Origin of the sequence: Selenomonas bovis DSM 23594 (assembly GCF_000381005.1) — a bacterium.
Lineage (GTDB): Bacteria > Bacillota > Negativicutes > Selenomonadales > Selenomonadaceae > Selenomonas_C > Selenomonas_C bovis.
On sequence record NZ_KB908380.1, the window covers coordinates 134,386 to 154,146 of the forward strand.

16 protein-coding genes are annotated in these 19,761 nt (G+C 62.1%); 1 reads left to right on the forward strand and 15 read right to left on the reverse strand.

What is annotated here, in order from left to right; all coding sequences use genetic code 11:
* Positions 1-24: 24 nt before the first annotated feature.
* The 6 genes from F599_RS13415 to F599_RS0102350 form a co-directional block, all read right to left on the reverse strand.
* On the reverse strand, positions 25-885 hold the full coding sequence (locus tag F599_RS13415; protein ID WP_019541920.1) for an electron transfer flavoprotein subunit alpha/FixB family protein: 861 nt from the start codon (positions 883-885) through the stop codon (positions 25-27).
* The gene (locus F599_RS13420) at positions 885-1,664 is read right to left on the reverse strand and encodes an electron transfer flavoprotein subunit beta/FixA family protein (protein WP_019541921.1); all 780 of its coding nucleotides are present in this window, start codon (positions 1,662-1,664) and stop codon (positions 885-887) included. Before F599_RS13420 ends, F599_RS13415 begins: the two co-directional genes overlap by 1 nt.
* Before the next feature lie 115 nt (positions 1,665-1,779).
* The gene (locus tag F599_RS15465) at positions 1,780-1,980 is read right to left on the reverse strand and encodes a hypothetical protein (protein ID WP_019541922.1); all 201 of its coding nucleotides are present in this window, start codon (positions 1,978-1,980) and stop codon (positions 1,780-1,782) included.
* Between the two features lie 3 nt (positions 1,981-1,983).
* Positions 1,984-3,201 carry a (Fe-S)-binding protein gene (locus F599_RS0102340; RefSeq protein ID WP_019541923.1) on the reverse strand — a complete coding sequence of 406 codons (1,218 nt, stop codon included), beginning with the start codon at positions 3,199-3,201 and terminating at the stop codon, positions 1,984-1,986.
* A 33-nt stretch (positions 3,202-3,234) separates the two neighbouring features.
* Positions 3,235-4,761: an FAD-binding oxidoreductase gene (locus F599_RS0102345; RefSeq protein ID WP_019541924.1), complete on the reverse strand. Its 1,527-nt coding sequence runs from the start codon at positions 4,759-4,761 to the stop codon at positions 3,235-3,237.
* A gap of 112 nt (positions 4,762-4,873) precedes the next feature.
* Positions 4,874-6,352: an aldehyde dehydrogenase family protein gene (locus F599_RS0102350; RefSeq protein WP_019541925.1), complete on the reverse strand. Its 1,479-nt coding sequence runs from the start codon at positions 6,350-6,352 to the stop codon at positions 4,874-4,876.
* Between the two features lie 286 nt (positions 6,353-6,638).
* Here F599_RS0102350 and F599_RS0102355 point away from each other — a divergent pair, with 286 nt between their 5' ends.
* Complete coding sequence (locus F599_RS0102355; protein ID WP_019541926.1) at positions 6,639-7,652, forward strand: DUF3089 domain-containing protein; 1,014 nt, start codon at positions 6,639-6,641, stop codon at positions 7,650-7,652.
* Positions 7,653-7,910: 258 nt separating this feature from the next.
* Here F599_RS0102355 and F599_RS0102360 read toward each other — a convergent pair whose 3' ends face one another.
* From F599_RS0102360 to secA, 9 genes are all read right to left on the reverse strand, one after another.
* Positions 7,911-9,050 (reverse strand): S41 family peptidase, encoded by a 1,140-nt coding sequence (locus F599_RS0102360; RefSeq protein ID WP_019541927.1) that lies wholly within the window; start codon positions 9,048-9,050, stop codon positions 7,911-7,913.
* A 53-nt stretch (positions 9,051-9,103) separates the two neighbouring features.
* Entirely contained in the window at positions 9,104-10,222 is a 1,119-nt protein-coding gene (locus tag F599_RS0102365; protein WP_019541928.1) for a murein hydrolase activator EnvC family protein, read from the reverse strand.
* A 14-nt stretch (positions 10,223-10,236) separates the two neighbouring features.
* Complete coding sequence (gene ftsX / locus F599_RS0102370; RefSeq protein ID WP_019541929.1) at positions 10,237-11,124, reverse strand: permease-like cell division protein FtsX; 888 nt, start codon at positions 11,122-11,124, stop codon at positions 10,237-10,239.
* Positions 11,114-11,800 (reverse strand): cell division ATP-binding protein FtsE, encoded by a 687-nt coding sequence (ftsE, locus tag F599_RS0102375; RefSeq protein ID WP_019541930.1) that lies wholly within the window; start codon positions 11,798-11,800, stop codon positions 11,114-11,116. The genes ftsX and ftsE overlap by 11 nt, the downstream gene beginning before the upstream one ends.
* Before the next feature lie 156 nt (positions 11,801-11,956).
* Positions 11,957-13,048 (reverse strand): polysaccharide pyruvyl transferase CsaB, encoded by a 1,092-nt coding sequence (csaB, locus tag F599_RS0102380; RefSeq protein WP_019541931.1) that lies wholly within the window; start codon positions 13,046-13,048, stop codon positions 11,957-11,959.
* 5 nt (positions 13,049-13,053) lie between these two features.
* Positions 13,054-15,114, reverse strand: coding sequence for a DUF5693 family protein (locus F599_RS0102385; protein WP_019541932.1), 2,061 nt, complete (start codon positions 15,112-15,114; stop codon positions 13,054-13,056).
* A 46-nt stretch (positions 15,115-15,160) separates the two neighbouring features.
* The gene (locus F599_RS0102390) at positions 15,161-15,886 is read right to left on the reverse strand and encodes an LmeA family phospholipid-binding protein (RefSeq protein ID WP_019541933.1); all 726 of its coding nucleotides are present in this window, start codon (positions 15,884-15,886) and stop codon (positions 15,161-15,163) included.
* Positions 15,876-16,982, reverse strand: coding sequence for a peptide chain release factor 2 (gene prfB, locus F599_RS0102395; protein WP_019541934.1), 1,107 nt, complete (start codon positions 16,980-16,982; stop codon positions 15,876-15,878). Before prfB ends, F599_RS0102390 begins: the two co-directional genes overlap by 11 nt.
* A gap of 46 nt (positions 16,983-17,028) precedes the next feature.
* Complete coding sequence (gene secA / locus F599_RS0102400; protein ID WP_019541935.1) at positions 17,029-19,626, reverse strand: preprotein translocase subunit SecA; 2,598 nt, start codon at positions 19,624-19,626, stop codon at positions 17,029-17,031.
* Positions 19,627-19,761: the final 135 nt, after the last annotated feature.

The following is a 19,761-nucleotide window of genomic DNA, read 5'->3' on the forward strand; positions in this document are numbered from 1 at the left end:
TGCTCACCGCCCTCCTAGTTCCTTTCAGTCGCCGATGGCTTCCTCAAGCGCCGGCAGGACCTCATAGAGGTCGCCGACGATGCCGTAGTCCGCGAATTGGAAAATCGGCGCCTTCTTATTGTTGTTCACCGCCACGATAATCTTGGAATCCTTCATGCCGGCGAAGTGCTGAATCGCGCCAGAAATGCCGAGCGCGATGTAGAGATCCGGCTTGACGAGCGCGCCCGTGATGCCGACCTGATGCTCCTGCGGCAGCCACTTGAGCTCCTCAGCGATGGGCCGCGAGCAGCCGATCTCCGCGCCGAGCTTCGCGGCAAGCGCCTCGACAGCGCTGATGTCTTCCTTCTTGGCGACGCCGCGCCCGAAGGAGACGATGCGCTTCGCCTTCGTGAGGTCGACGGTCTTCGCGAGCGGCTCCGTCTTCACGAGCTCCTTGCTTGGCGCGGCGGCAGCCGCGGGCGCGGCCGCGGCCTCGAAGCTCCCGGCCGTCTCTACGCCCGCGAGCGCGGAGAGCGCGACCGTGAGCACGGCCGTCTCCGTCTCGAAGGCGAAATTCCCCACGGCGATGCCGCCGTAGATCGCGCGCTTCGCCGTGAGCTTGCCATCCTGCGCGGCGAGCGAGAGCGCCTCGGTGACGCAGCCCGTATCGATGAGCTGCGCGGCGCGCGCCATGACCTCGTTGCCCTTCTTCGACGCCGGTGCGATGAGCACCGCAGCGCCTGCCGCTTCCGCGGCTGCCTTCACGGCCGCCGCCTCCTGCTCCGGGAAAGCGCTTCCCGCCTTCAGATAAACGATGCTGCCCTCTGCGAGGGGAGCTGCGAGCGCAGCGAGACGGCCTGCCGTCTCTTCTGCTGCCGCGTAGATCAATACTTTATATGCGCCCATCAGTTCATCACCTTCTCTTCCTCCAGATACTTCACAAGCGTCTTCGCGGCCTCGGCAGGCGTGCCGTCGATCATGATGTTCTTGCGCTCCTGCTCGGGAATCTCGTAGCCGAGCATCGTGACGGCCGGCATCTCGAGCACGCTGTCCTCGAGGCCGAGATCCTTGAGCTTCCACTGCTTGATGCGGTCGGAGCGGACCTTCATGATCTGGATGGCGGTCGGCAGGCGCGGCACGTTGATGGCGCTGCTCACCGTGAGCAGGGCCGGCAGCGGGCCTTTGACCGTCTCAGCCGTATCCTCAAGCGTGCTCACCGCCTCATAGCCGCCTTCGGTCGCCTGGAGCGCCGTGACATAGCTGACCGCAGGCAGGTCGAGGCGCGCGGCGACGCGTGCGCCCGTCTGGCTGTTGTAGCCATCCTCGGAGACCTCGCCGCAGAGGACGAGATCGACGGGAGCGAGTTTCTCGACCATCTTCGAGAGAATCAGCGAGACCTGCGCCGTATCGAGCTGCTGGCGCGGGGAGACCGTGAGCAGATAGGCGTTATCTGCGCCCATCGCGAGCGCCTCCTTGAGTGTTTTGACCGCGTCGCGCGGTCCGATGGAGATGAGCGAGACCGTCGCTCCGAGCTCCTTCTTGAGCTTCACCGCCTCCTCGACGGCGTTTTTATCGTAGTCGTTGATCTTCGTGGAAAGACCGCGCAGCACGAGCTCGTTCGTCTTCTTGTCGACATGGATCTCCGTGCTGTCCACGACATGTTTCACACAAACAACAATGTGCATGCCAGACACCTCCTATATACAGAAACGCCGGGAGATGTACGCCTCATCTCTGCATCTCCCGGCATTTCCCGGCTTTTCTCACATGAGCCGCCAGAAACGGCTCGCAAAAGCTGCCTCAGCTCTCAAGCTCTTCTTTCGTGTAGCCCGGCAGGCAGCGGCAGGCTTCCTGCTCGTGCATCCACGTGAGATAGAGCATGCGATCCTGATGCATCTTCTTAATCGCCTCGTCATTCACCGTGTGCTGATGGAGATACTCCGTCATCCGCCAAGGCTCGACTTCGTAGTAACCGTCTTTCTTTACAACCTTCTCAGCCATTTCTCACACCTCGATTCCCATGCAGTAAGCGACGACTTCCAGGATGTGCACCGGCTCGATGTTGATGCCGGACTTCGTCTTCGTCTCGGCGAACATGTCCTTGCAGTGCGGGCACGCGAGCAGCAGCACCTCGGCGCCGACATCGTTCGCGTGGCGCAGGCGGCGCACGCCGATCTTGTAGGCGATATCCGGCAGCGCCTTGCGGAACGCGCCGGAGACGCCGTTGCCGCAGCAGTACTTCCACTGGAGAATCGGCTTCTCGATATCAGCGTGCGTGCCAGGCAGGGCCGCGATGATCTCGCGCGGCGCCTGGTAATTGCCGCAAAGCTTGTTGAGGCTGCACGGATCATGGTACGTGACATTCTTATTGTACGGCTTCACGAACGCGATCTTATCCGCCTTGATGAGGTCGTTGACGTAGTCCGTGATGTAGACAACCTCGAACGGCAGCGTGCCGCAGTAGCGCGGATACTCCTTGATGAAGTAGGAGTACTCATGCGGGTTGACGAGGATGACCGTCTTGGCACCAGCGGCTTTGAGGTCGGCAACGTTCTTCTTTGCCGCCTCAACCCATTTGTCCTCATCCGTCTCGTAAAGCTCGCCCGTCGTGACGTGCGGATGCTTGAGGATGCCGAATTCCACTCCGGCTGCCTTGAGGATCTTCGCCGCAGCGATCGGCACTTCGCGCGTCTGGAACGCATTGTAGTAATCGACGAACATCATCGTCTCGCCGGAGAACGGCAGATCGAGGCCAACAGACCAGCTCGTGAGCTCCTCATCGGGACCTGCATCGTGCGCGAGGTGCTCATCGATGACCTGCTGCACCTCGTCGAACCCGTCGTAGTCGATGCCCTGCGCGTGGAGATCGCGGCGCATCTTGCGCACGAGATCGACGGTCGTCGTCGCATAGTGGTAGAAATCGCCGCCGAACATCGTGTTCGGGCACTTGAGCTCGCACTGGCCGCACTCGAGGCAGTGAATGAACTCGTTCTTCATCTCGGGGAGACTTGCGTTGCCGCGCGCGAGCGCCAGCGTCGAGGTGTGCACGCCGTAGGACGTGTAGGACTCGTTGCGCTCCTCGACGTAGTCAGGACACCACTCACGGCAGAATTTATGGCGGCAGGCAAAGACGTTGTAGCAATCCTTCGTTAATTCGTCCGAGATGGGCGCATCCTTTTTGACCGGCTCATCGTAGAATTCCTTATAGCTGAGTATTTCCATTTCCAGCCCTCCCTTTCTATCATGCAAATCATCTCAGTAGGCAAGATGCAGGTTGTACTTTCCGGGGTTCATGATGTTATTCGGATCGAACATCTTCTTGATCCGCTTCATGAGATCGAACTGACCGTCTGCGAGTTCCTTGTCGATGAGGACATCGATATCGCCCTCGCGGCAGGCGCCGTGGCAGATGGAGATGGAGCCGCCGAGCTCTACGGCGAGTTCTGCGATCTCGCGCTTCATGTCGAGCCAGCGCTCCCAGAGCTCCGGCGTCATCGCGAGCTCATTGATGAAGACATCGACCTCGGCGAGATAGTCGCCCCAGGTACGGTACGGACCGCCCGTGTAGATGAAGCAGCCGGCGTCATCGAAGATGCCGTCGTATTTCTCGACGTACTTCTTGACGATCTTGTGCAGGCCGTGCGTGAACTCGGGGAGTTCGCTGTGGATCATGCAGTTATCCTCACAGTGCCACGACATCGTGACGACCTGACCTGCCTTGTTGCGGCAGTGCACGGCGAGATGATAGCGGTCGTGGCGGGTCGCCCAGTCGCCCCAGGCCTGTTCCTCGCCGAGGTAGTGGCCGCCCGCGGCCTTCATGATAGAAAGGGACTTCTTGCGCGCCGCGAGGACTTCGCCTTCCGTGCCGGCGAACGTCGCCATGACGACGCACTTGACGGTCTCCGGCAGGGGGATGAACGCGTCATCGTCGCGGCGCAGGAAATCGATTTTCTCATCGTCGAACATGATATAGTTGACGGCACACTTGATGCCAGAAATACCCATTTTGAAAAGTGCCTTGTAGGCCGCATCGTAGCTGGGGAAGCCGAAGTAGGACGGGAACTCGACCTCCGGTTTCGGTGCGCAGTCGAGCACGGCCTCCGTCACGACACCGAGCGTGCCCTGATGGCCGAAGAAGAGCTCGAGCATGCGGAACCCGGCGGAGGAGTTGCGGCATTTCTTCGAGCCGCCCTTGCCGACGCGGACGATCTGACCGTCGGGGAGGACGACCTCCATGCTGCAGACGAGGTTCGCGGGATGGCCGGAGCCTGCGCCCGCGACGCTCCAGCCGTTCGTTCCGATGCGGCCGCCGATGACGGCCGTGCCGTAGGAGGCGGGATCATCCGGATAATACATGCCGACTTTCGCGAGGACTTTGTTGAGCTCCTGCATATTGACGCCCGGCTGCACCGTGACCGTGCGGTTGATGTCGTCGACCTCGAGGATCTCCGCCATGCGCTTCATATCGAGGCAAATGCCCTTGTTGAGCGGGAACGCGCCATCCGCGAGGCCGCAGCCAGCGCCGCGGGGCACGACGGGCAGTCGGTACTTGTTCGCGAGCTTCATGACCTCGGAGACTTCATCCGTGTTGCCCGGCAGGACGACGACATCGGGGATGTGATCCTCCCAGCGCTGCATCGGGAACGGGGCGCAGGACGCGGCGCGGATCGCGCGGTCGTGCATGCTCGTCATGACGTTTTCCTTGCCGACGATGTCCTCGAGCTCCTCGATGTGGTCGGCGACATTGCCGTAGTTAAACTTGCTGAAATCTATTTTGCTCATTCTACACTCCTCCTCCTACTCTCTATGACACACAGTTCGAATGATTGCCAAAAATCAATTTACTGCATCGGCCTCACCTCCCCAATGGGGTGGCCCGCCCCATCTGATATCGTCAGCCCTCGAACCAGCCGATGGGCGCGACATTCAAGTTCACGTTGATCTGCTTGACCTCCGTGTATTCCTCATACCCGTAGGTGCCGAGCTCGCGGCCGCCGTTGCCGCTCTCCTTGTAGCCGCCCCACGGCGCTTCGTTGTACGTGGAATGATAGCCGTTGATCCAGGTGATGCCTGCCCGCAGCGCCTTGATCACGCGCATCGCCTTCGCGCCGTCCTGCGTGAAGCAGGCACCGGCGAGGCCGTAGCGCGTATTGTTCGCCATGCGGATCGCATCTGCCTCGTCCTCGAAGACCTGCACCGCGAGCACCGGACCGAAAATCTCATCCTTGACGATGCTCATATCCTCCGTCGTATCCGTGAAGATCGTCGGCTCGACGAAGAATCCTTTCGCGAGGTCTCCCTCCACCATGCGGTGGCCGCCGCAGGCGAGCGTCGCGCCCTCCTGCACGCCGAGACCGATGTAGTGGAGGACTTTCTCCATCTGGCGCTCCGAGACGAGCGGCCCCATCTCGACGCCAGGCATGAGACCCGGCCCGACTTTGATCTTCTTCGCACGTTCGACGAGGCGGGCGATGAACTTCTCCGCGATGCTCTTCTCGAGCAGCAGCCGCGAGCCCGCCGCGCAGATCTGCCCCTGTCCGGCGAAAATCGCGAAGAGCGCGAAGTCCACGGCCGTCTCGAAATCCGCATCGGCGAAGACGATGTTCGGCGACTTGCCGCCAAGCTCCAAAGAGACGCGCTTGAGGTTGCCGACAGACGCGGCGAGGATCTTCTTGCCTGTCACCGTGCCGCCTGTGAACGCAATCTTGTCGACGTCCGGGTGCTCGCTGAGCGCCGCGCCGACCGTCGCGCCCGCGCCGAGCACGAGGTTCGCCACGCCCTTGGGGATGCCGACCTTCTCCATGAGGCCGAAGAACTTGATCGTCGAAAGCGGCGTGATCTCCGCTGGCTTGAAGACGACCGTGTTCCCGGCAGCGAGCGCCGGCGCCATCTTCCACATCGCCATGAGCAGCGGATAGTTCCAGGGAACGATCTGCGCGCAGACGCCGATTGGCTCGCGCACCGTGAGCGCCTGCATGTCCTCCGGCACATCGTAGGTGACACCGTAGGGCTTCGTCGCGAGGCCTGCGTAGTAGCGCAGGCAGTTCGCCGCGTCGCTCACATCGCACTCTGCCTCCCTGAGCGGCTTGCCGCTGTCGAGCACCTCGAGGTGGGCGAAGTCCTTTGCCTCAGCTTCGAGCGCATCGGCGAGTGCGAAGAGGAGTGCTGCCCGCTCCCCTGCTTTCATCTCGCGCCAGGAGGAATGGTCGAATGCCTCACGCGCCGCCTTGACAGCTACATCGACATCTTCCTTCGCTCCCTCGTAGACTGTTCCGATCACCGACTGGTCGGCGGGGTTGATGATGTCCCGCGTCACGCCGGACTTTGACGGCACCCACGCGCCATCGATATACATGCGTCCCGGCTCTGCCATGCTCGCCAGCTCCCTTCTGATAAGACTGTACCTCATGCACAAAAAGCGCTCATACCCTCGTCGGATATGAGCGCCCTTGCTCTTGACTTGCTGTTTTCTTTTGATTACAATGTCATTCTAGCACCGGCCCCCACAGGGGACAACGGCACGCGTCACAATCATTGACTGCAAACTTTGTTCACTGTGCACAATCAAAACTCCATATTTTACGCACATAAAAGCAGGAACGATGAACATCGCGTCGAATAATACTAATCAAGACATAAAATAGAATGGAGTGAGTCCAATGAAACGTATTTCCTTATTGAATCCCATCAAAACAATCATCAATACTGTAAAGGGCTTATTTCATGAAGTACCGCGCAAAGCCGTCGACTACAGCCACGCGGAGAACTGGGCCTTCCTCGCAGATACCACGGGTGCCGAGGCGGAGAACCCGCCCGCCGATGTCTTCTTCATCAGTCCGACGGCCTGCCTCGGCCGCTACGAGCCGTACTTCCTCGACCTCTCCGATCAGAAGGAGAAGGCGGCGCTTGCGAAGGTCATCCGCATGGAGAAGGGCATCTACGACAAGCACAGCCGTTTCTTTGCGCCGTACTACCGTCAGGCGGGCTTCGAGGTCTATTCGTTCGGCGACGAGTTCCGCGAGGAGTGCCTGCGCGACGCGCATGAGGACGTCGAGGATGCCTTCGACTATTATATGGCGCATTATAATGAAGGAAGGCCCATCATCATCGCGGGCTTCTCACAGGGCGCCGACCATGTACTGCGCCTGCTCAAGGCGCATGCCGCCGACGAGCGCGTCACGAGCCGCCTCATCGCCGCCTATGCGATTGGCTGGACTATCACGACGGAGGAGATGGCGCGCTATCCGCAGCTGCGCTTCGCGGGCCGCGCGGACGATACGGGCGTCATCGTCGCCTTCAACAGCGAGGCGGAAAATGTCACCGACTCGCCGATCCTGCCGAAAGGCGTCCACGCGCTCGCGATCAACCCGCTCAACTGGCGCACGGACGGCACCGTCGCGGACAAGGAGCTCAACAAGGGCGCCTGCTTCGTGAGCCCGGAGGGCAAGGTCGAGACCGAGATCCCCGCGCTCACGGGCGCCTATATCGACACGCGGCGCGGCGCGCTCAAGTGCACGGACATCGGCCCGGGAGACTTCCCAGGCAAGCTCTACGACGATGGCATCTTCCACATCTACGACTACCGCTTCTTCTACCGCAACCTGCAGGAGAACGTCAGTGTCCGCATCGACGCCTATCTCAAGGAGCACGGCAAGCCGCATAAGGCCGCCTGAGCCGCGCGCGGCGGGCGCAGCGCACAACCGCCATCGCACCCCCGTACCATAGGACAGCAAAGAGGCGTTCCGCCACGGTCTTCCCGTGCGGAACGCCTCTTCTCTATCAATAGAAAACAAATATGACAGGCCGCCGCGCGCCCACCCGCGGCAACGCACAAAGCGGCCGCGCCTCAAACGCGGCGTATTCATGCTCCATGCACAATATCCAGCCTGCCCCCCTTGTGCAGCCTGCTGTCCGCGCTCCCAGCCCAGAGCTCAGAGCTTGCCGCGCAGGACTTCCTCCGCCTTCTCGAGCTGCACATCGCTCGTCGCATCCTGCGGCAGCGCGACCTCGACGTCCGGCTCGATACCGATGCCGTCGATGCAGCGGCCGCTCGGCGTGTAGTATTTCGCGATCGTGAGCTTGAGCGCATCATCGTGGTGCATGGGCACGACGACCTGCACGGAGCCCTTGCCGTAGGATTTCGTGCCGACGAGCGTCGCTGCGCCCGTATCTTGCAGCGCACCCGCGAGGATTTCCGCCGCACTCGCGCTGTTGGCGTCGATGAGCACGACGATGGGGTATTTGCTCTCCGCGAGATCCGACTCGTACGTTTCCTTCTTGCCGTTCTTTTCGATGACGGAGACGACGGTTCCCTTTGGCACGACGTGGTCCGCGACTTCGACACAGCTCTTGATGAGGCCGCCGGGGTTCTCTCGCAAGTCAAGGATCAGCCCCTGCATGCCCTGCCCCTCGAGCTCCTGCAGCGCGCTCGCGAACTCCCTGCCCGTATGCTCGGAGAAGGTGCCGATGCGGATGTAGCCCATACCGTCCGCGAGCATTTTCCCCGCGACGGTCTTCATCTCGATGGAGCCGCGCGTCAGCGTGTAGTCCTTGTCCTCCTCGCCCGCGCGGCGGATCGTGAGTGTGACATCCGTGCCGACCTCGCCGCGGATGTGCATGGCGACCTCCTCCGGCTGATACTCCGTGACCGGCGTGCCGTCGACGGCGACGATCTCATCGCCCGCACGGAGTCCGGCGCTCTCTCCCGGCGTCCCCTCCATGACGGAAATGATGCTCACGCTGCCGTCCTTGAAGCCCATGTAGACGCCGATGCCGCCGAAGCTGCCCTCCGTCTGGCTCATGAGCTGGCCGTACATCTCCGGGTCGAGATAGATAGAGTGCGGGTCGCCGAGCGCCTGCACCATGCCACTGATGGCACCGTCCATGAGTTTCTCATCATCGACATCGCCGACGTAGCGGCTCTCGATGAAGCGGCGCGCGCCGAGAAAGCGCGCGAGGTCGCCGATATGTTCCGCGCGGAAACCGACGAGATAGCAAATGCCGCCGACCGCAGCGATGCCGCCCGCGAGAAACGCGGCGAGGCAGCCTGCCATGATTTTCTTCTTGCTCATTCCCTCATCCTCTTAGTGCCAGGTACGGGCTGCCGCCCTCTCCTGGCGATTTCTCATAGATAGCCGTACGGGCTCACGGGCTCGCCGTTCTGACGCACCTCGAAATGGCAGTGCGGTCCCGTGGAATTGCCCGTCGAGCCGCAGTAGGAGATGACCTGCCCCTGTGATACTACCTGGCCCTCGCCGACCGCAAGCGACTGATTGTGACCGTAGAGGGTCGTGATGCCGCCGCCGTGATCGATGATGACCGTATTGCCGTAGCCGGAGATCCACCCCGCGTACGTCACGGTGCCGCTCTGCGCCGCGTGCACGGGCAGGCCGTATTCGCCGCCGATATCGAGGCCGCTGTGGAACCGCTGATCGCCTGTGATTGGATGCGTGCGCCAGCCGAACTCTGAGGTGATGGGCCCCGAGATCGGCCAGATCATCGCGCCGCTGCCTGATGGCTGGACATTATAATGACTGCCGCGGATCATCTCGCCGACCTGGCGCGAAGCCGCCATGAGTTCGTCGTACTGCTGGTCAAAGACAGCCTTGTCGCTCTTCATCTTCTCGATGAGCGCCTGTTGCTTCGCGACCTTCTGCTCCATGATCTCGCGCGCCGTGCGCGCCTTCTGCTCCTGCTCCGCTTGGGTGCTGCGGTCGCTCGCAAGCTGCTTCTGCCGCTGCTCGATCTCCGCCTGCTCTGTGAGCACCGTATGCACGAGCTCGTAGTCATCGCGCACGACGCGCTTCAATAGATCCATGCGCGTGAGCAGGTCGCCGAAGTCCTTCGCGCCGAAGAGCACGTCAAGGTAGGAGATCTGCCCGTTGATATAGATATCGCGCACGCGCTTGCCGAGGCGCGTGCGTTTCTTGTCGTAGTCTCCCGCGAGCACATCGAGCCGCGCCTCGTTCTCCTTCATGCTGCGCTCCGTCTCATCGAGTGCGGCCTTCGCCTCCTTGTGCTCGGCGATGGCGCGATCCGCCTCCTCGTCGAGCTGGCGCTTTTCCTCGGAGAAATTGTTGATGCGCCCCTGGATCTCATCGCTTTTCTGCTTTTTCTGCTGTGCCTGCTGTTCATAGCTCTTCGCCTCCTGCTCCGTCACAGCATACGCGGGGAGCGTCGGCGCTGCGGCCAGGAGCAGCGCGAGTGCGGCGGCCGTCGTGGCCGCTGCTTTGTTCTTCCACATAGACGAGCCTTCTTTCAAACCTTGAGGAACCGCTTGAGGGAAATCGTCGAGCCGAGCGCGCCAATGCCCATGCCGGAGAGCAGGATGGCGGCGCTCACATAGTACATATAGGGATACTGCGGCAGCAGTGGGAAAAAGGCGAGCGTCTCGTAGATCTTCGCCGCCATCGCCGCGTAAAAGCTCTGCAGTGCGATCGCCGCGAGCACGCCGCCCACGAAGCCAAGCACCATGCCCTCGAGCAAGAACGGCCAGCGGATGAACCAGTCCGTCGCGCCGACATACTTCATGATGGCGACTTCCTTGCGCCGCGCGAAGACCGTGAGACGGATCGTATTGCTGATGATGAAGAGTGTCGCGCCCGCGAGCAGCACCATGAGCGCGAGGCCGAAGATGCGGATGAGACGCGTGATGGCGAAGAGATGCTCGATGACGTCCTGCCCGTACTTCGCCTGCTCGACGCCGTCCATGCGCGTGATGGCAGCGGCGGCTGTCTCAACGAGGGCGGGGCTCTTGAGCACAACCTCGAATGAGTCGGGCAGCGGATTTTTCTCGCCGAGCGCGTCGAGCAGATATTTCTGATCGCCGAGACGCTTCGCGAGACGCTCTTTCGCCTCCTCCTTCGGCACGTAGCGGATCTCCTCGATGCCCTGGAGCGCCTCGATGTCCGACGCGATGTTCTTGCGCGCGCTCTCGCTGAGGCCATCCGCGAGATAGACGCTGATCTGCACCTGCGACTCGAGCGAGGAAGCGAGCCGGTTCATATTGAGCACGAGCAGTAAAAAGACGCCGAGCACGAAGAGGGAGACGGCGACCGTGCCGACGGACGCGAACGACATCCAGTTGTTCCGACGGAGACTCCGCAGCGTCTCCTGGATGAAATATTCACTCGTCCTAAGCTTCATAGCCATAGCCTCCTCTTGCCTCATCGCGCACGACTTGTCCATCCTCGATGGCAATGACGCGCCGCTTCATCGTATCGACGATATTCCTGTCATGCGTCGCCATGACGATGGTCGTACCCGCGCGGTTGACGCGCTCAAAAATTTCCATGATGTCCCAGCTCGTCTCCGGGTCGAGATTGCCCGTCGGCTCATCGGCGATGACGATGGCCGGATCGTTGACGATGGCGCGCGCGATGGCGACGCGCTGCTGCTCGCCGCCTGAGAGCTGGCGCGGGAAGCACTTGTACTTGTCGCGCAGGCCGACGACATCGAGCACGGCGTTGACGCTGCGCTGCATGAGGCGGCGCGGCGCCTCGATGACCTGCATCGCGAACGCGACATTTTCAAATACCGTCTTATCGGGGAGCAACCGGTAATCCTGGAAGATGACGCCAAGCCCGCGCCGCAGGTAAGGCACCTCGCGCCGTGGCATCGTGACGACGTTGCGCCCTGCGACGCGGATCTCCCCTGCCGTCGGCAGTTCCTCGCGCAGGAGCAGTTTGATGAACGTGGACTTGCCCGCGCCGCTCGCGCCGACGAGGAATACGAACTCTCCCTTCCCGATGTCGATGCTCACATGGTCGAGCGCGACGGTGCCGTTCTCATAGACCTTCGATACGTCCTTCAGCTGAATCATCATCTGTCTCCTTCGTGTAAGATAAAAGCGTCCGCCGCGCTTGCAGCCCGGATGCGCGGCGTTCCAATTCCCAAGCGCCTGCCTTGCGGTCAGCGTGCGCCCGCCTCACAGGAAAAGAGGCTGCTGCACAACGGATGTCGTACACAGCCTCCTGCGTCACTTTTCCAATAGTTCGATGGCGAGTTCCGCGTTGCGCGCCGCGAGGCCGCGCTGCTTCTTGAGCAGAGCCGCATTGTGCTGGCGGATGGCACGCCTGTGCTCCCATTTCTCCCGCACGGCGGCGAGCAGCACGGGGGCCGTGAGCGTATCGAGCTTCCCCGCCGGCTGCTCACCGATGGAGTCGAGGAAGCGGTCGATCTTCGGGTCGTAGGAGATGCCGATGAGCGGCACACCCATGACGCCCGCGAAGATTAGCGCGTGCAGACGGACAGCGATCATGAGGTCCATGTTGCCGACGAGCGAGAGGAGCTCTGCCGTCGTGTATTCCCCGGGCAGCACCGTATAGGGCTCCTGCATGCGCGCGGCGACGCTCTCGGCAGCGCGCACATCCTCCGGGAACTGCATGGGCAGGAAGACAACGCGCGCGCCATACGTACGCACAATCTCATCGGCCGCCTGCGCGAGCACTTCCTTGTACTGTGTCCAGCCGCACCAGTCGCGCACGGAGATACCGACGACGGGCCTCGCGCCCTCAGCCCGGTTCGCTGTGAGGATCAGACGCCCGGCCTCGCGGTCGACGGGATGGATGGCGAGCACGGCGTCGGCCGTTGCCTCGATGCGCGGCCGCCGGATGCCGAGCCTGGAAAGCTCCGCGAGCGAGCCATGGTCGCGCACGGTGATGAGCTGGACGCGATTCACGATATGGCGCGTGAGCGCGCAGGCGAGGCGCCCGCGAATGGGGCCGATGCCCTGCGCATAGAGCATGACAGGCGTCTTCACAGTGAGCGCGAGGAAGATGATGCCGAGATAGTAGTAGAGGCTCCTGCGGCTCGTGACGTTCTGCAGCAGGCTGCCGCCGCCCGAGATCAGGAGATCGGCGCGCCCGAGCAGCTGCAGGATGTGCGTGATGTCGAGCCAGGAGACGGCATCGACACCGTGCCGCGCTCTCGTATCCTCAGGATCTGCCGAGATGACCGTGATATGAAGTTTTGGGTCCAGATCAGATAAGACTTCCAGCATGGCTGCGAGCATGGCTTCATCGCCGGCATTCTTCGAGCCGTAATATCCGGATACGACCAGATTCCTCATAGATGTTACTTTCTCTCCTTTGCGGCTGCAGCCGCCTTCTTAAGCAGCCACTGCCAGAGCTCGATGAGCACCATGCAGAGCGCGCCGATACCGGCGCCGAGCACGATGCCGCCGATGCCGCGCATGAACGACATATAGACCGGCGTGCGCATGTGCGCGAACGTCTCCACCATCGATCCCTGACCGATCGTCGCGACGAGCACGAGCGCGCAGAGCACCATCGTCGGCCACTTGCGCCAGAACGCCATCCACGCGAGCAGGAAGGCCGGATGGCCGATGAGCAGTTCCTTCGTGCGCGGACGCGCGTAGAACGCCTGTTCGAGCGCCGCGCGGAACCTGAGCTCGAGGCTCGAGACCGGCATGCCGGACGTATGGCCGCTGCGCGCGACGAACACGACGGCGGCAGCGAGCACGACGAGGCCGATGAGCAGCGTCTTGATGCGCACGGGCATGTCGAAGATCTTCTTCATCTGCGCGATGACGCCGTCCGTATCGTCCATGCGGCCATCGAAGATGTCGAAGCGCTGCAAAAACGCGATGCCGACGAGCACGATGGGCAGCAGGAATGTGAGCTTGATGCCGCGGAAGATATTGAACTCAAGCAGATACTCCGTATCAGCGAGCGCACCGGAGAGGTACGCCGCGCCGACATAGGAGAGCGCCCCCGTCACGAAGAGCGCGGTAACACCCGTCGCGACGAGCGCCAGCAGGCTTTTTCCCGTCCTCTGGCACGCGCGGATGCGGTCGAGCTGCCAGATCACGGCCAGCGCGGGGAACACGTTCGCGCTCGCGAAAGCCGCGAGCACACGGATCTTCGCGCCGTTGCCCATGAGCACGGGCACGGCGGCGAGGAGTGCCAAGACCGCGAAAATGAGGTACTGGTAGCGTGGGCGCGCGTTCAGACGCGGGATGACGAGCGAGAGATAGAGCACGCCCGCCGCCGCGACGCCGAGCATGAGCACGGCGCGCAGGTATTTGCTCGGATAGAAACTCGAGAACGTCGCCGCAGGACCGACCGTGAAGCCGTGGCGCAGCAGAGCCTCATGCGTATCACGGAAATACTTCATGTTCGTTTCCATGAGCGTCATATTGGGCGACGGCTTGTCGTAGATGCGCAGGAGGTCGATGCGGATGTTGCGCTCCATGTCCGTATTCGCCCAGCGCTCGACGGCCGTGTCGATCTTGAGCTTCGGCTGCTCGTCCTTCGGGATGGAGTAGAGGCGCGCGACCTTGTCGTAGCCGAGACCTTTCGCGACCTCCGTCATACCGTCCTGCTTGTAGAACTGCAGCTGCGTGACCGCCTCGATGAGGCCGAGGTTGATGCCGCGCGCCCTCATCTCATCGATGGTCGTCTGGAGCGCCTTCGGCGTGCCGAGCACCTGGTTGCCGGAGAAGACAATCTCTGAGATCTGGAAGCTGTCGAGGCGCGAGAAGACCGCCTTGACGTCGTCAGGCGTGCATTTCTCGTAGTTGCTCGGCCGCGCGAGCACATAGAAGCCCGCGTCGTTCACCGCCTGCATCTCGTCGGTCGGCATGCCGAGGTTCATCTTCATGAGGGACTCGTAGTGCGCCTTGACGGCGAGCACTTCCTCGCCGCCCGCGCTGAGCACGCTCACGCGGTCGCTGCCGAGGCGGCGGTAGAGATCCTCCTTCACCTCGCGGTAGGTGCGCTTGTCGTGACCCGTGACGTAGACCTCGGTGCCCTTGATCTCGCCGTCCTCGACGAGCTTTCGCCAGGCGGGATCCGTGAGCGTGCCGTCATGGTAGCTTTCGAGCAGGCGTGCGCCGCTCACCGCCGTCGTCTTGCCGTTCTCGTTGAGCTTCTTGAACGTCGTCTCGTAAACGGCGAGCGAGGTGATGCCCGCGTCCTTCGCCGCCTGGAGCACCTCGGCCTCCGGCAGGCCCTCGCGCTGCGCGAGCTCCTGCAGCCCCTCGTAGTCAATCGCGAGATCGACGCGTGTGTTCTGATGCTCCACGCCGCTGCGCGCGAAATCAATGGCCAGAGCCGCAATGAGTCCGATCGCGATGATGGCGATGAGCACGCGGCTGTATCTGAAAACCTTCATTTGTTTCCCTGTCCTTCGTCTATCTTCCCGGGGCTGCTGCCGTCCCTCAATTGTCGTAATAGGGCGCGAGCACATCGTCCGCAGCCGACGCGTCATAGGCCGCCTGGATGACGACCTTGCCCGTCTGCATCCTGACGTCCGTCACCTTCATGCCGAGCGGCATCTTTCCCTTCTTCACGAGCGGGATGTCGCCGAACACGCTGCCGAGGCTCGCCTTGCCGAACGGTGCGTTCTTGATGGTGAGGCTCGTCATGTGGAACATGAGCTGGCCGCCGTCGTCGAGCACCGTGCCCGTGAGACGCGCGTCCGCCATGCGGCCGAATACCTTGACATTCGCCGTGACCGTGACGCCGTCCGACGCGATTGCAACCTCGGTGTTCTCGAGTTTGTCTACCTTGCGCGCGAGGAGTTCCTTGAGGTTCTCCTCCGTCACGACGCCTGTGAGCGCGAACCTGCCCGCGCGCCTGAGCTCGATATGCTCTCCGCTTGCGAGCGCGCCCATGTCGATGCGCAGATCCTCGCCGTCGAGCGCGAGCTCGCTCACGAGGACCTCGCCGAGCCTGCCCTGATGGGCGACGACATGGGCATGGTCCACCTGTCCAAGCAGGAGCAGCGCACTGGGTGTCGAGGAGAGCTCCGCGCTCACATCGCTCGTGCCGAGACGTTCCTCGATGCGATGCGTGAGCGTCCGCTGTACGACGGCGGGGAGCACGACCTCCGCGCCGAGCACAGCGGCCGCGAGCAAGAGCGCGAGGATGCCTTTAGATTTCATGGTTGGCCTTCGCCGCGAGGTAGGCGCGGATGAACGGATCGAGATCGCCGTCCATCACGGCCTGCACGTTGCCCGTCTCCTCGTTCGTGCGGTGGTCCTTGACCATCGTGTAGGGCTGGAATACATAGGAGCGGATCTGGCTGCCCCACTCGATCTTCTGCTGATCGCCCTCGAGCTTCGCGAGCTCTTTTTCCTTTTTCTCCTGCTCGAGCTCGAAGAGCTTCGCGCGCAGCATCTTGAGGCACTGCTCGCGGTTCTGGAGCTGGGAGCGCTCGTTCTGGCACTGCACGACGATGCCCGTCGGCTCATGCGTCATGCGCACGGCGGACGACGTCTTGTTGATGTGCTGGCCGCCGGCGCCCGACGCGCGGTAGGTATCGACGCGCACATCGGCCATGTTGATGTCGACCTCGACGGCATCGTCGATCTCCGGCATGATGTCGCAGGCCGCGAACGACGTATGACGGCGCGCGTTCGCGTCAAACGGCGAGATGCGCACGAGGCGATGGATGCCCTTCTCCGACTTGAGGAAGCCGTAGGCGTTATGCCCCTTGATGAAGAGCGTCGCACTCTTGACACCAGCCTCATCGCCGGGCAGCAGGTCTGCCGTCTCGACGGTGAAGCCGTGGCGCTCCGCCCAGCGGCCGTACATGCGCAGGAGCATCTGCGTCCAGTCCTGCGCCTCCGTGCCGCCCGCGCCCGCGTGGAGCGTGAGGATGGCGTTGTTCGCGTCATAGGGGCCGGAGAGCAGCACCTCGAGCTGGAGATTCTCGAGACCATCTGCTACCTTGTCCAGCGCGTCCTTGATCTCCTCCTCGAGCGACTCGTCGCCGTCCTCCATCGCCATTTCCCAGAGCGTCTGCGCGTCCTCAAACTTCGCCTTGAGGCTTTTGAACTTATCGACGCTGATCTTCACGTCGTTGAGCTCCTGATTGATCTTCTGCGCTTCCTCAGCGTCGTCCCAGAACGTCGGCTCGCCCATCTTGTACTCGAGCTCGGCAATCTTCTCCTCTTTCGCCGGCACCTCGAGCGAGACCTCCATCTGGTCGAGCTTTTCCTTGAGTTCCCCGAGACGGGGCTTGATATCTTCTAACATTGCATTCCTTTCTATATATATACGGGCTGTCGTGGAGATGCGCGCGTTACGCGTCCTTGCCGCAGCAGTTCTTGTACTTCTTGCCGCTGCCGCAGGGGCAGGGATCGTTGCGGCCGACCTTCTTGCCGTCTGCCGTCACGGGCGCCTTCTTCTGCGCCTCGGCGGCGCTCACCTCGTCGCCGTGCGACGCCTGCGCACTGCGCAGGTGGTCCTGGAGCTGGCCGCGCTGCTTCTCGATCTCCTGCTCGGCGCGGCGCTTCTGCGCCTCCGCCTGCATGGCTTGCTGCTGTTCCGGCGTCACGATGCTCACATGGTACATGAGCGAGGCGATCTGATCCATGATGGCGCCTTCCATCTCCTCGAACATGTTGAGCGCCTCGATCTTGTACTCGGCGAGCGGATTGCGCTGGCCGTAGGCGCGCAGGTTGATGCCCTCGCGCAGCATATCCATGTGGTCGAGGTGCTCCATCCACTTGCTGTCGACGACGCGGAGCATGACGACCTTCTCGAGCTCGCGCATGTTCTCCTCGCCGAAGAGCAGCTCGCGCTGGTTGTAGCCCTCGAGCGCGACGCTCTCGAGCGTCTCCTTGAGCCCGTCGCGGCTCATCTCCGCGAGCTCTTCCTTCTTGAGCTTGCCCTGCGGTGCGTAGATCTTCTCCGCGTCCTCGATGAGGCCGTCGAGCGTCCACTCCTCCGGGTAGAGCTTCTCGTTCGCGTACTGATCCATCTCCGTCTTGATGATGTGGTTGACCATCGAGAGGATATTGTCCTTGAGGTTCTCGCCCATGAGGATCTTGCGGCGCTCGCCGTACATGACCTCGCGCTGCTGGTTCATGACATCGTCGTACTCGAGAACGTGCTTGCGGATGTCGAAGTTGCGCGCCTCGACCTTTTTCTGCGCGTGCTCGATGGAGTTCGTGATGATCTTGTGCTCGATAGGCTCGTCTTCCTCCATGCCGAGCTTGTCCATGATTTTCGTGATGCGGTCGGAGGCGAAGAGACGCAGCAGATCGTCCTCGAGCGAGAGGAAGAACCGCGAGGCACCGGGGTCGCCCTGACGGCCCGCGCGGCCGCGCAGCTGATTGTCGATGCGGCGGGACTCATGGCGCTCCGTGCCGATGATGAAGAGACCGCCGAGCTCCGCCACGCCCTCGCCGAGCTTGATATCCGTGCCGCGGCCCGCCATGTTCGTCGCGATGGTCACAGCGCCCTTCTGGCCCGCGTCAGCGATGATCTGCGCTTCCTTCTCGTGGTTCTTCGCGTTGAGCACGTTGTGCGGGATGCCGAGATGCTTGAGGATGTCGCTGAGTTCCTCGGACTGCGTGATGGACGTCGTGCCGATGAGCGTCGGCTGGCCCTTCGCATGGATTTCAGAGACAGCCTGCCCCACGGCCTTGTACTTCGCGCGCTTCGTCTTGTAAATGACATCCGGATAGTCGATGCGGCGGACGGGCTTGTTCGTCGGCACGACGATGACGGGCAGGTTGTAGATCTTGAGGAACTCGTCCTCCTCCGTCTTGGCCGTGCCCGTCATGCCCGCGAGCTTGTCGTACATGCGGAAATAATTCTGGAACGTGATCGTCGCGAGCGTCTGGCTCTCGCGCTGCACCTTGACGCCCTCCTTCGCTTCGATGGCCTGGTGCAGGCCGTCGGAGAAGCGGCGTCCCGGCATGACGCGGCCCGTGAATTCGTCGACGATGACAACCTCGCCGTCCTTGACGATGTAGTCGCGGTCGCGCTTCATGAGCGCCTTTGCGCGCAGCGCCGCCATGAAGCAGTGGGAATACTCGATATTCTCCGGCGCGTAGAGATTCTTCACGCCGATGAGCTTCTCGATTTTCGGCACAGCACTGTCGGCCGGCGAGATGGTCTTCTGCTTCTCATCGACCTTGTAGTCCGTGCCTTCCTTGAGCGTCGCGACGGCATGCGCCATCTTGACGTAGATGTCCGTGGACTTCTGTCCCGGCCCCGAGATGATGAGCGGCGTGCGCGCCTCATCGATGAGGATGGAGTCCACCTCGTCGACGATGGCGTAGTGGAGCGGACGCTGCACCATCTGGCGCTCGTCGATGACCATGTTATCGCGCAGATAGTCGAAACCGAACTCGTTGTTCGTGCCGAATGTCACATCGCAGCCATAGGCGAACTTGCGCTCGGGGAAATCCATATCGTGCGCGATGAGGCCGACGGAGAGGCCGAGGAAGCGATAGAGCCGCCCCATCCACTCGCTGTCGCGCTTCGCGAGGTAGTCGTTGACCGTGACCATGTGGACGCCCTTGCCCGTGAGCGCGTTGAGATAGACGGGCAGCGTCGCGACGAGCGTCTTGCCCTCGCCCGTGCGCATCTCCGCTATGCGTCCGTCATGCAGGCACATGCCGCCGATGAGCTGCACGTCGAAGTGGCGCATGCCGAGCACGCGGCGCGAGCCCTCGCGCACGACGGCGAACGCCTCCGGCAGCAGGTCGTCAAGCGTCTCGCCGGCCGCGAGGCGTTCCTTGAACTGCCGCGTCATGCCCACGAGCTTATCATCCGTCAGCCCCTGCATCTTCGGCTCGAGCGCATTGATGCGATCGACGACAGACCGGTATTCCGCGATGTATTTATCATTATTATCGCCCAGGAATCTCTTGATAAAGCCCAGCAAAAAGAACCACTCCTCATATATCCATCGAACTGCGCACAAGCTGCCACCGCCTGGAGAGCGTGCGCCCGTCTCGCAGCAAATATAGCCAAGCGCGCCTTTCCCTTGCGCGCGTGAGACTCACTAAACAAACCCATT

Bases quoted from the DNA above. Each gene is read 5' to 3' on its own strand.
- F599_RS13415 (WP_019541920.1), bottom strand. From the start codon at position 885: ATGGGCGCATATAAAGTATTGATCTACGCGGCAGCAGAAGAGACGGCA.
- F599_RS13420 (WP_019541921.1), bottom strand. From the start codon at position 1,664: ATGCACATTGTTGTTTGTGTGAAACATGTCGTGGACAGCACGGAGATC.
- F599_RS15465 (WP_019541922.1), bottom strand. From the start codon at position 1,980: ATGGCTGAGAAGGTTGTAAAGAAAGACGGTTACTACGAAGTCGAGCCT.
- F599_RS0102340 (WP_019541923.1), bottom strand. From the start codon at position 3,201: ATGGAAATACTCAGCTATAAGGAATTCTACGATGAGCCGGTCAAAAAG.
- F599_RS0102345 (WP_019541924.1), bottom strand. From the start codon at position 4,761: ATGAGCAAAATAGATTTCAGCAAGTTTAACTACGGCAATGTCGCCGAC.
- F599_RS0102350 (WP_019541925.1), bottom strand. From the start codon at position 6,352: ATGGCAGAGCCGGGACGCATGTATATCGATGGCGCGTGGGTGCCGTCA.
- F599_RS0102355 (WP_019541926.1), top strand. From the start codon at position 6,639: ATGAAACGTATTTCCTTATTGAATCCCATCAAAACAATCATCAATACT.
- F599_RS0102360 (WP_019541927.1), bottom strand. From the start codon at position 9,050: ATGAGCAAGAAGAAAATCATGGCAGGCTGCCTCGCCGCGTTTCTCGCG.
- F599_RS0102365 (WP_019541928.1), bottom strand. From the start codon at position 10,222: ATGTGGAAGAACAAAGCAGCGGCCACGACGGCCGCCGCACTCGCGCTG.
- ftsX (WP_019541929.1), bottom strand. From the start codon at position 11,124: ATGAAGCTTAGGACGAGTGAATATTTCATCCAGGAGACGCTGCGGAGT.
- ftsE (WP_019541930.1), bottom strand. From the start codon at position 11,800: ATGATTCAGCTGAAGGACGTATCGAAGGTCTATGAGAACGGCACCGTC.
- csaB (WP_019541931.1), bottom strand. From the start codon at position 13,048: ATGAGGAATCTGGTCGTATCCGGATATTACGGCTCGAAGAATGCCGGC.
- F599_RS0102385 (WP_019541932.1), bottom strand. From the start codon at position 15,114: ATGAAGGTTTTCAGATACAGCCGCGTGCTCATCGCCATCATCGCGATC.
- F599_RS0102390 (WP_019541933.1), bottom strand. From the start codon at position 15,886: ATGAAATCTAAAGGCATCCTCGCGCTCTTGCTCGCGGCCGCTGTGCTC.
- prfB (WP_019541934.1), bottom strand. From the start codon at position 16,982: ATGTTAGAAGATATCAAGCCCCGTCTCGGGGAACTCAAGGAAAAGCTC.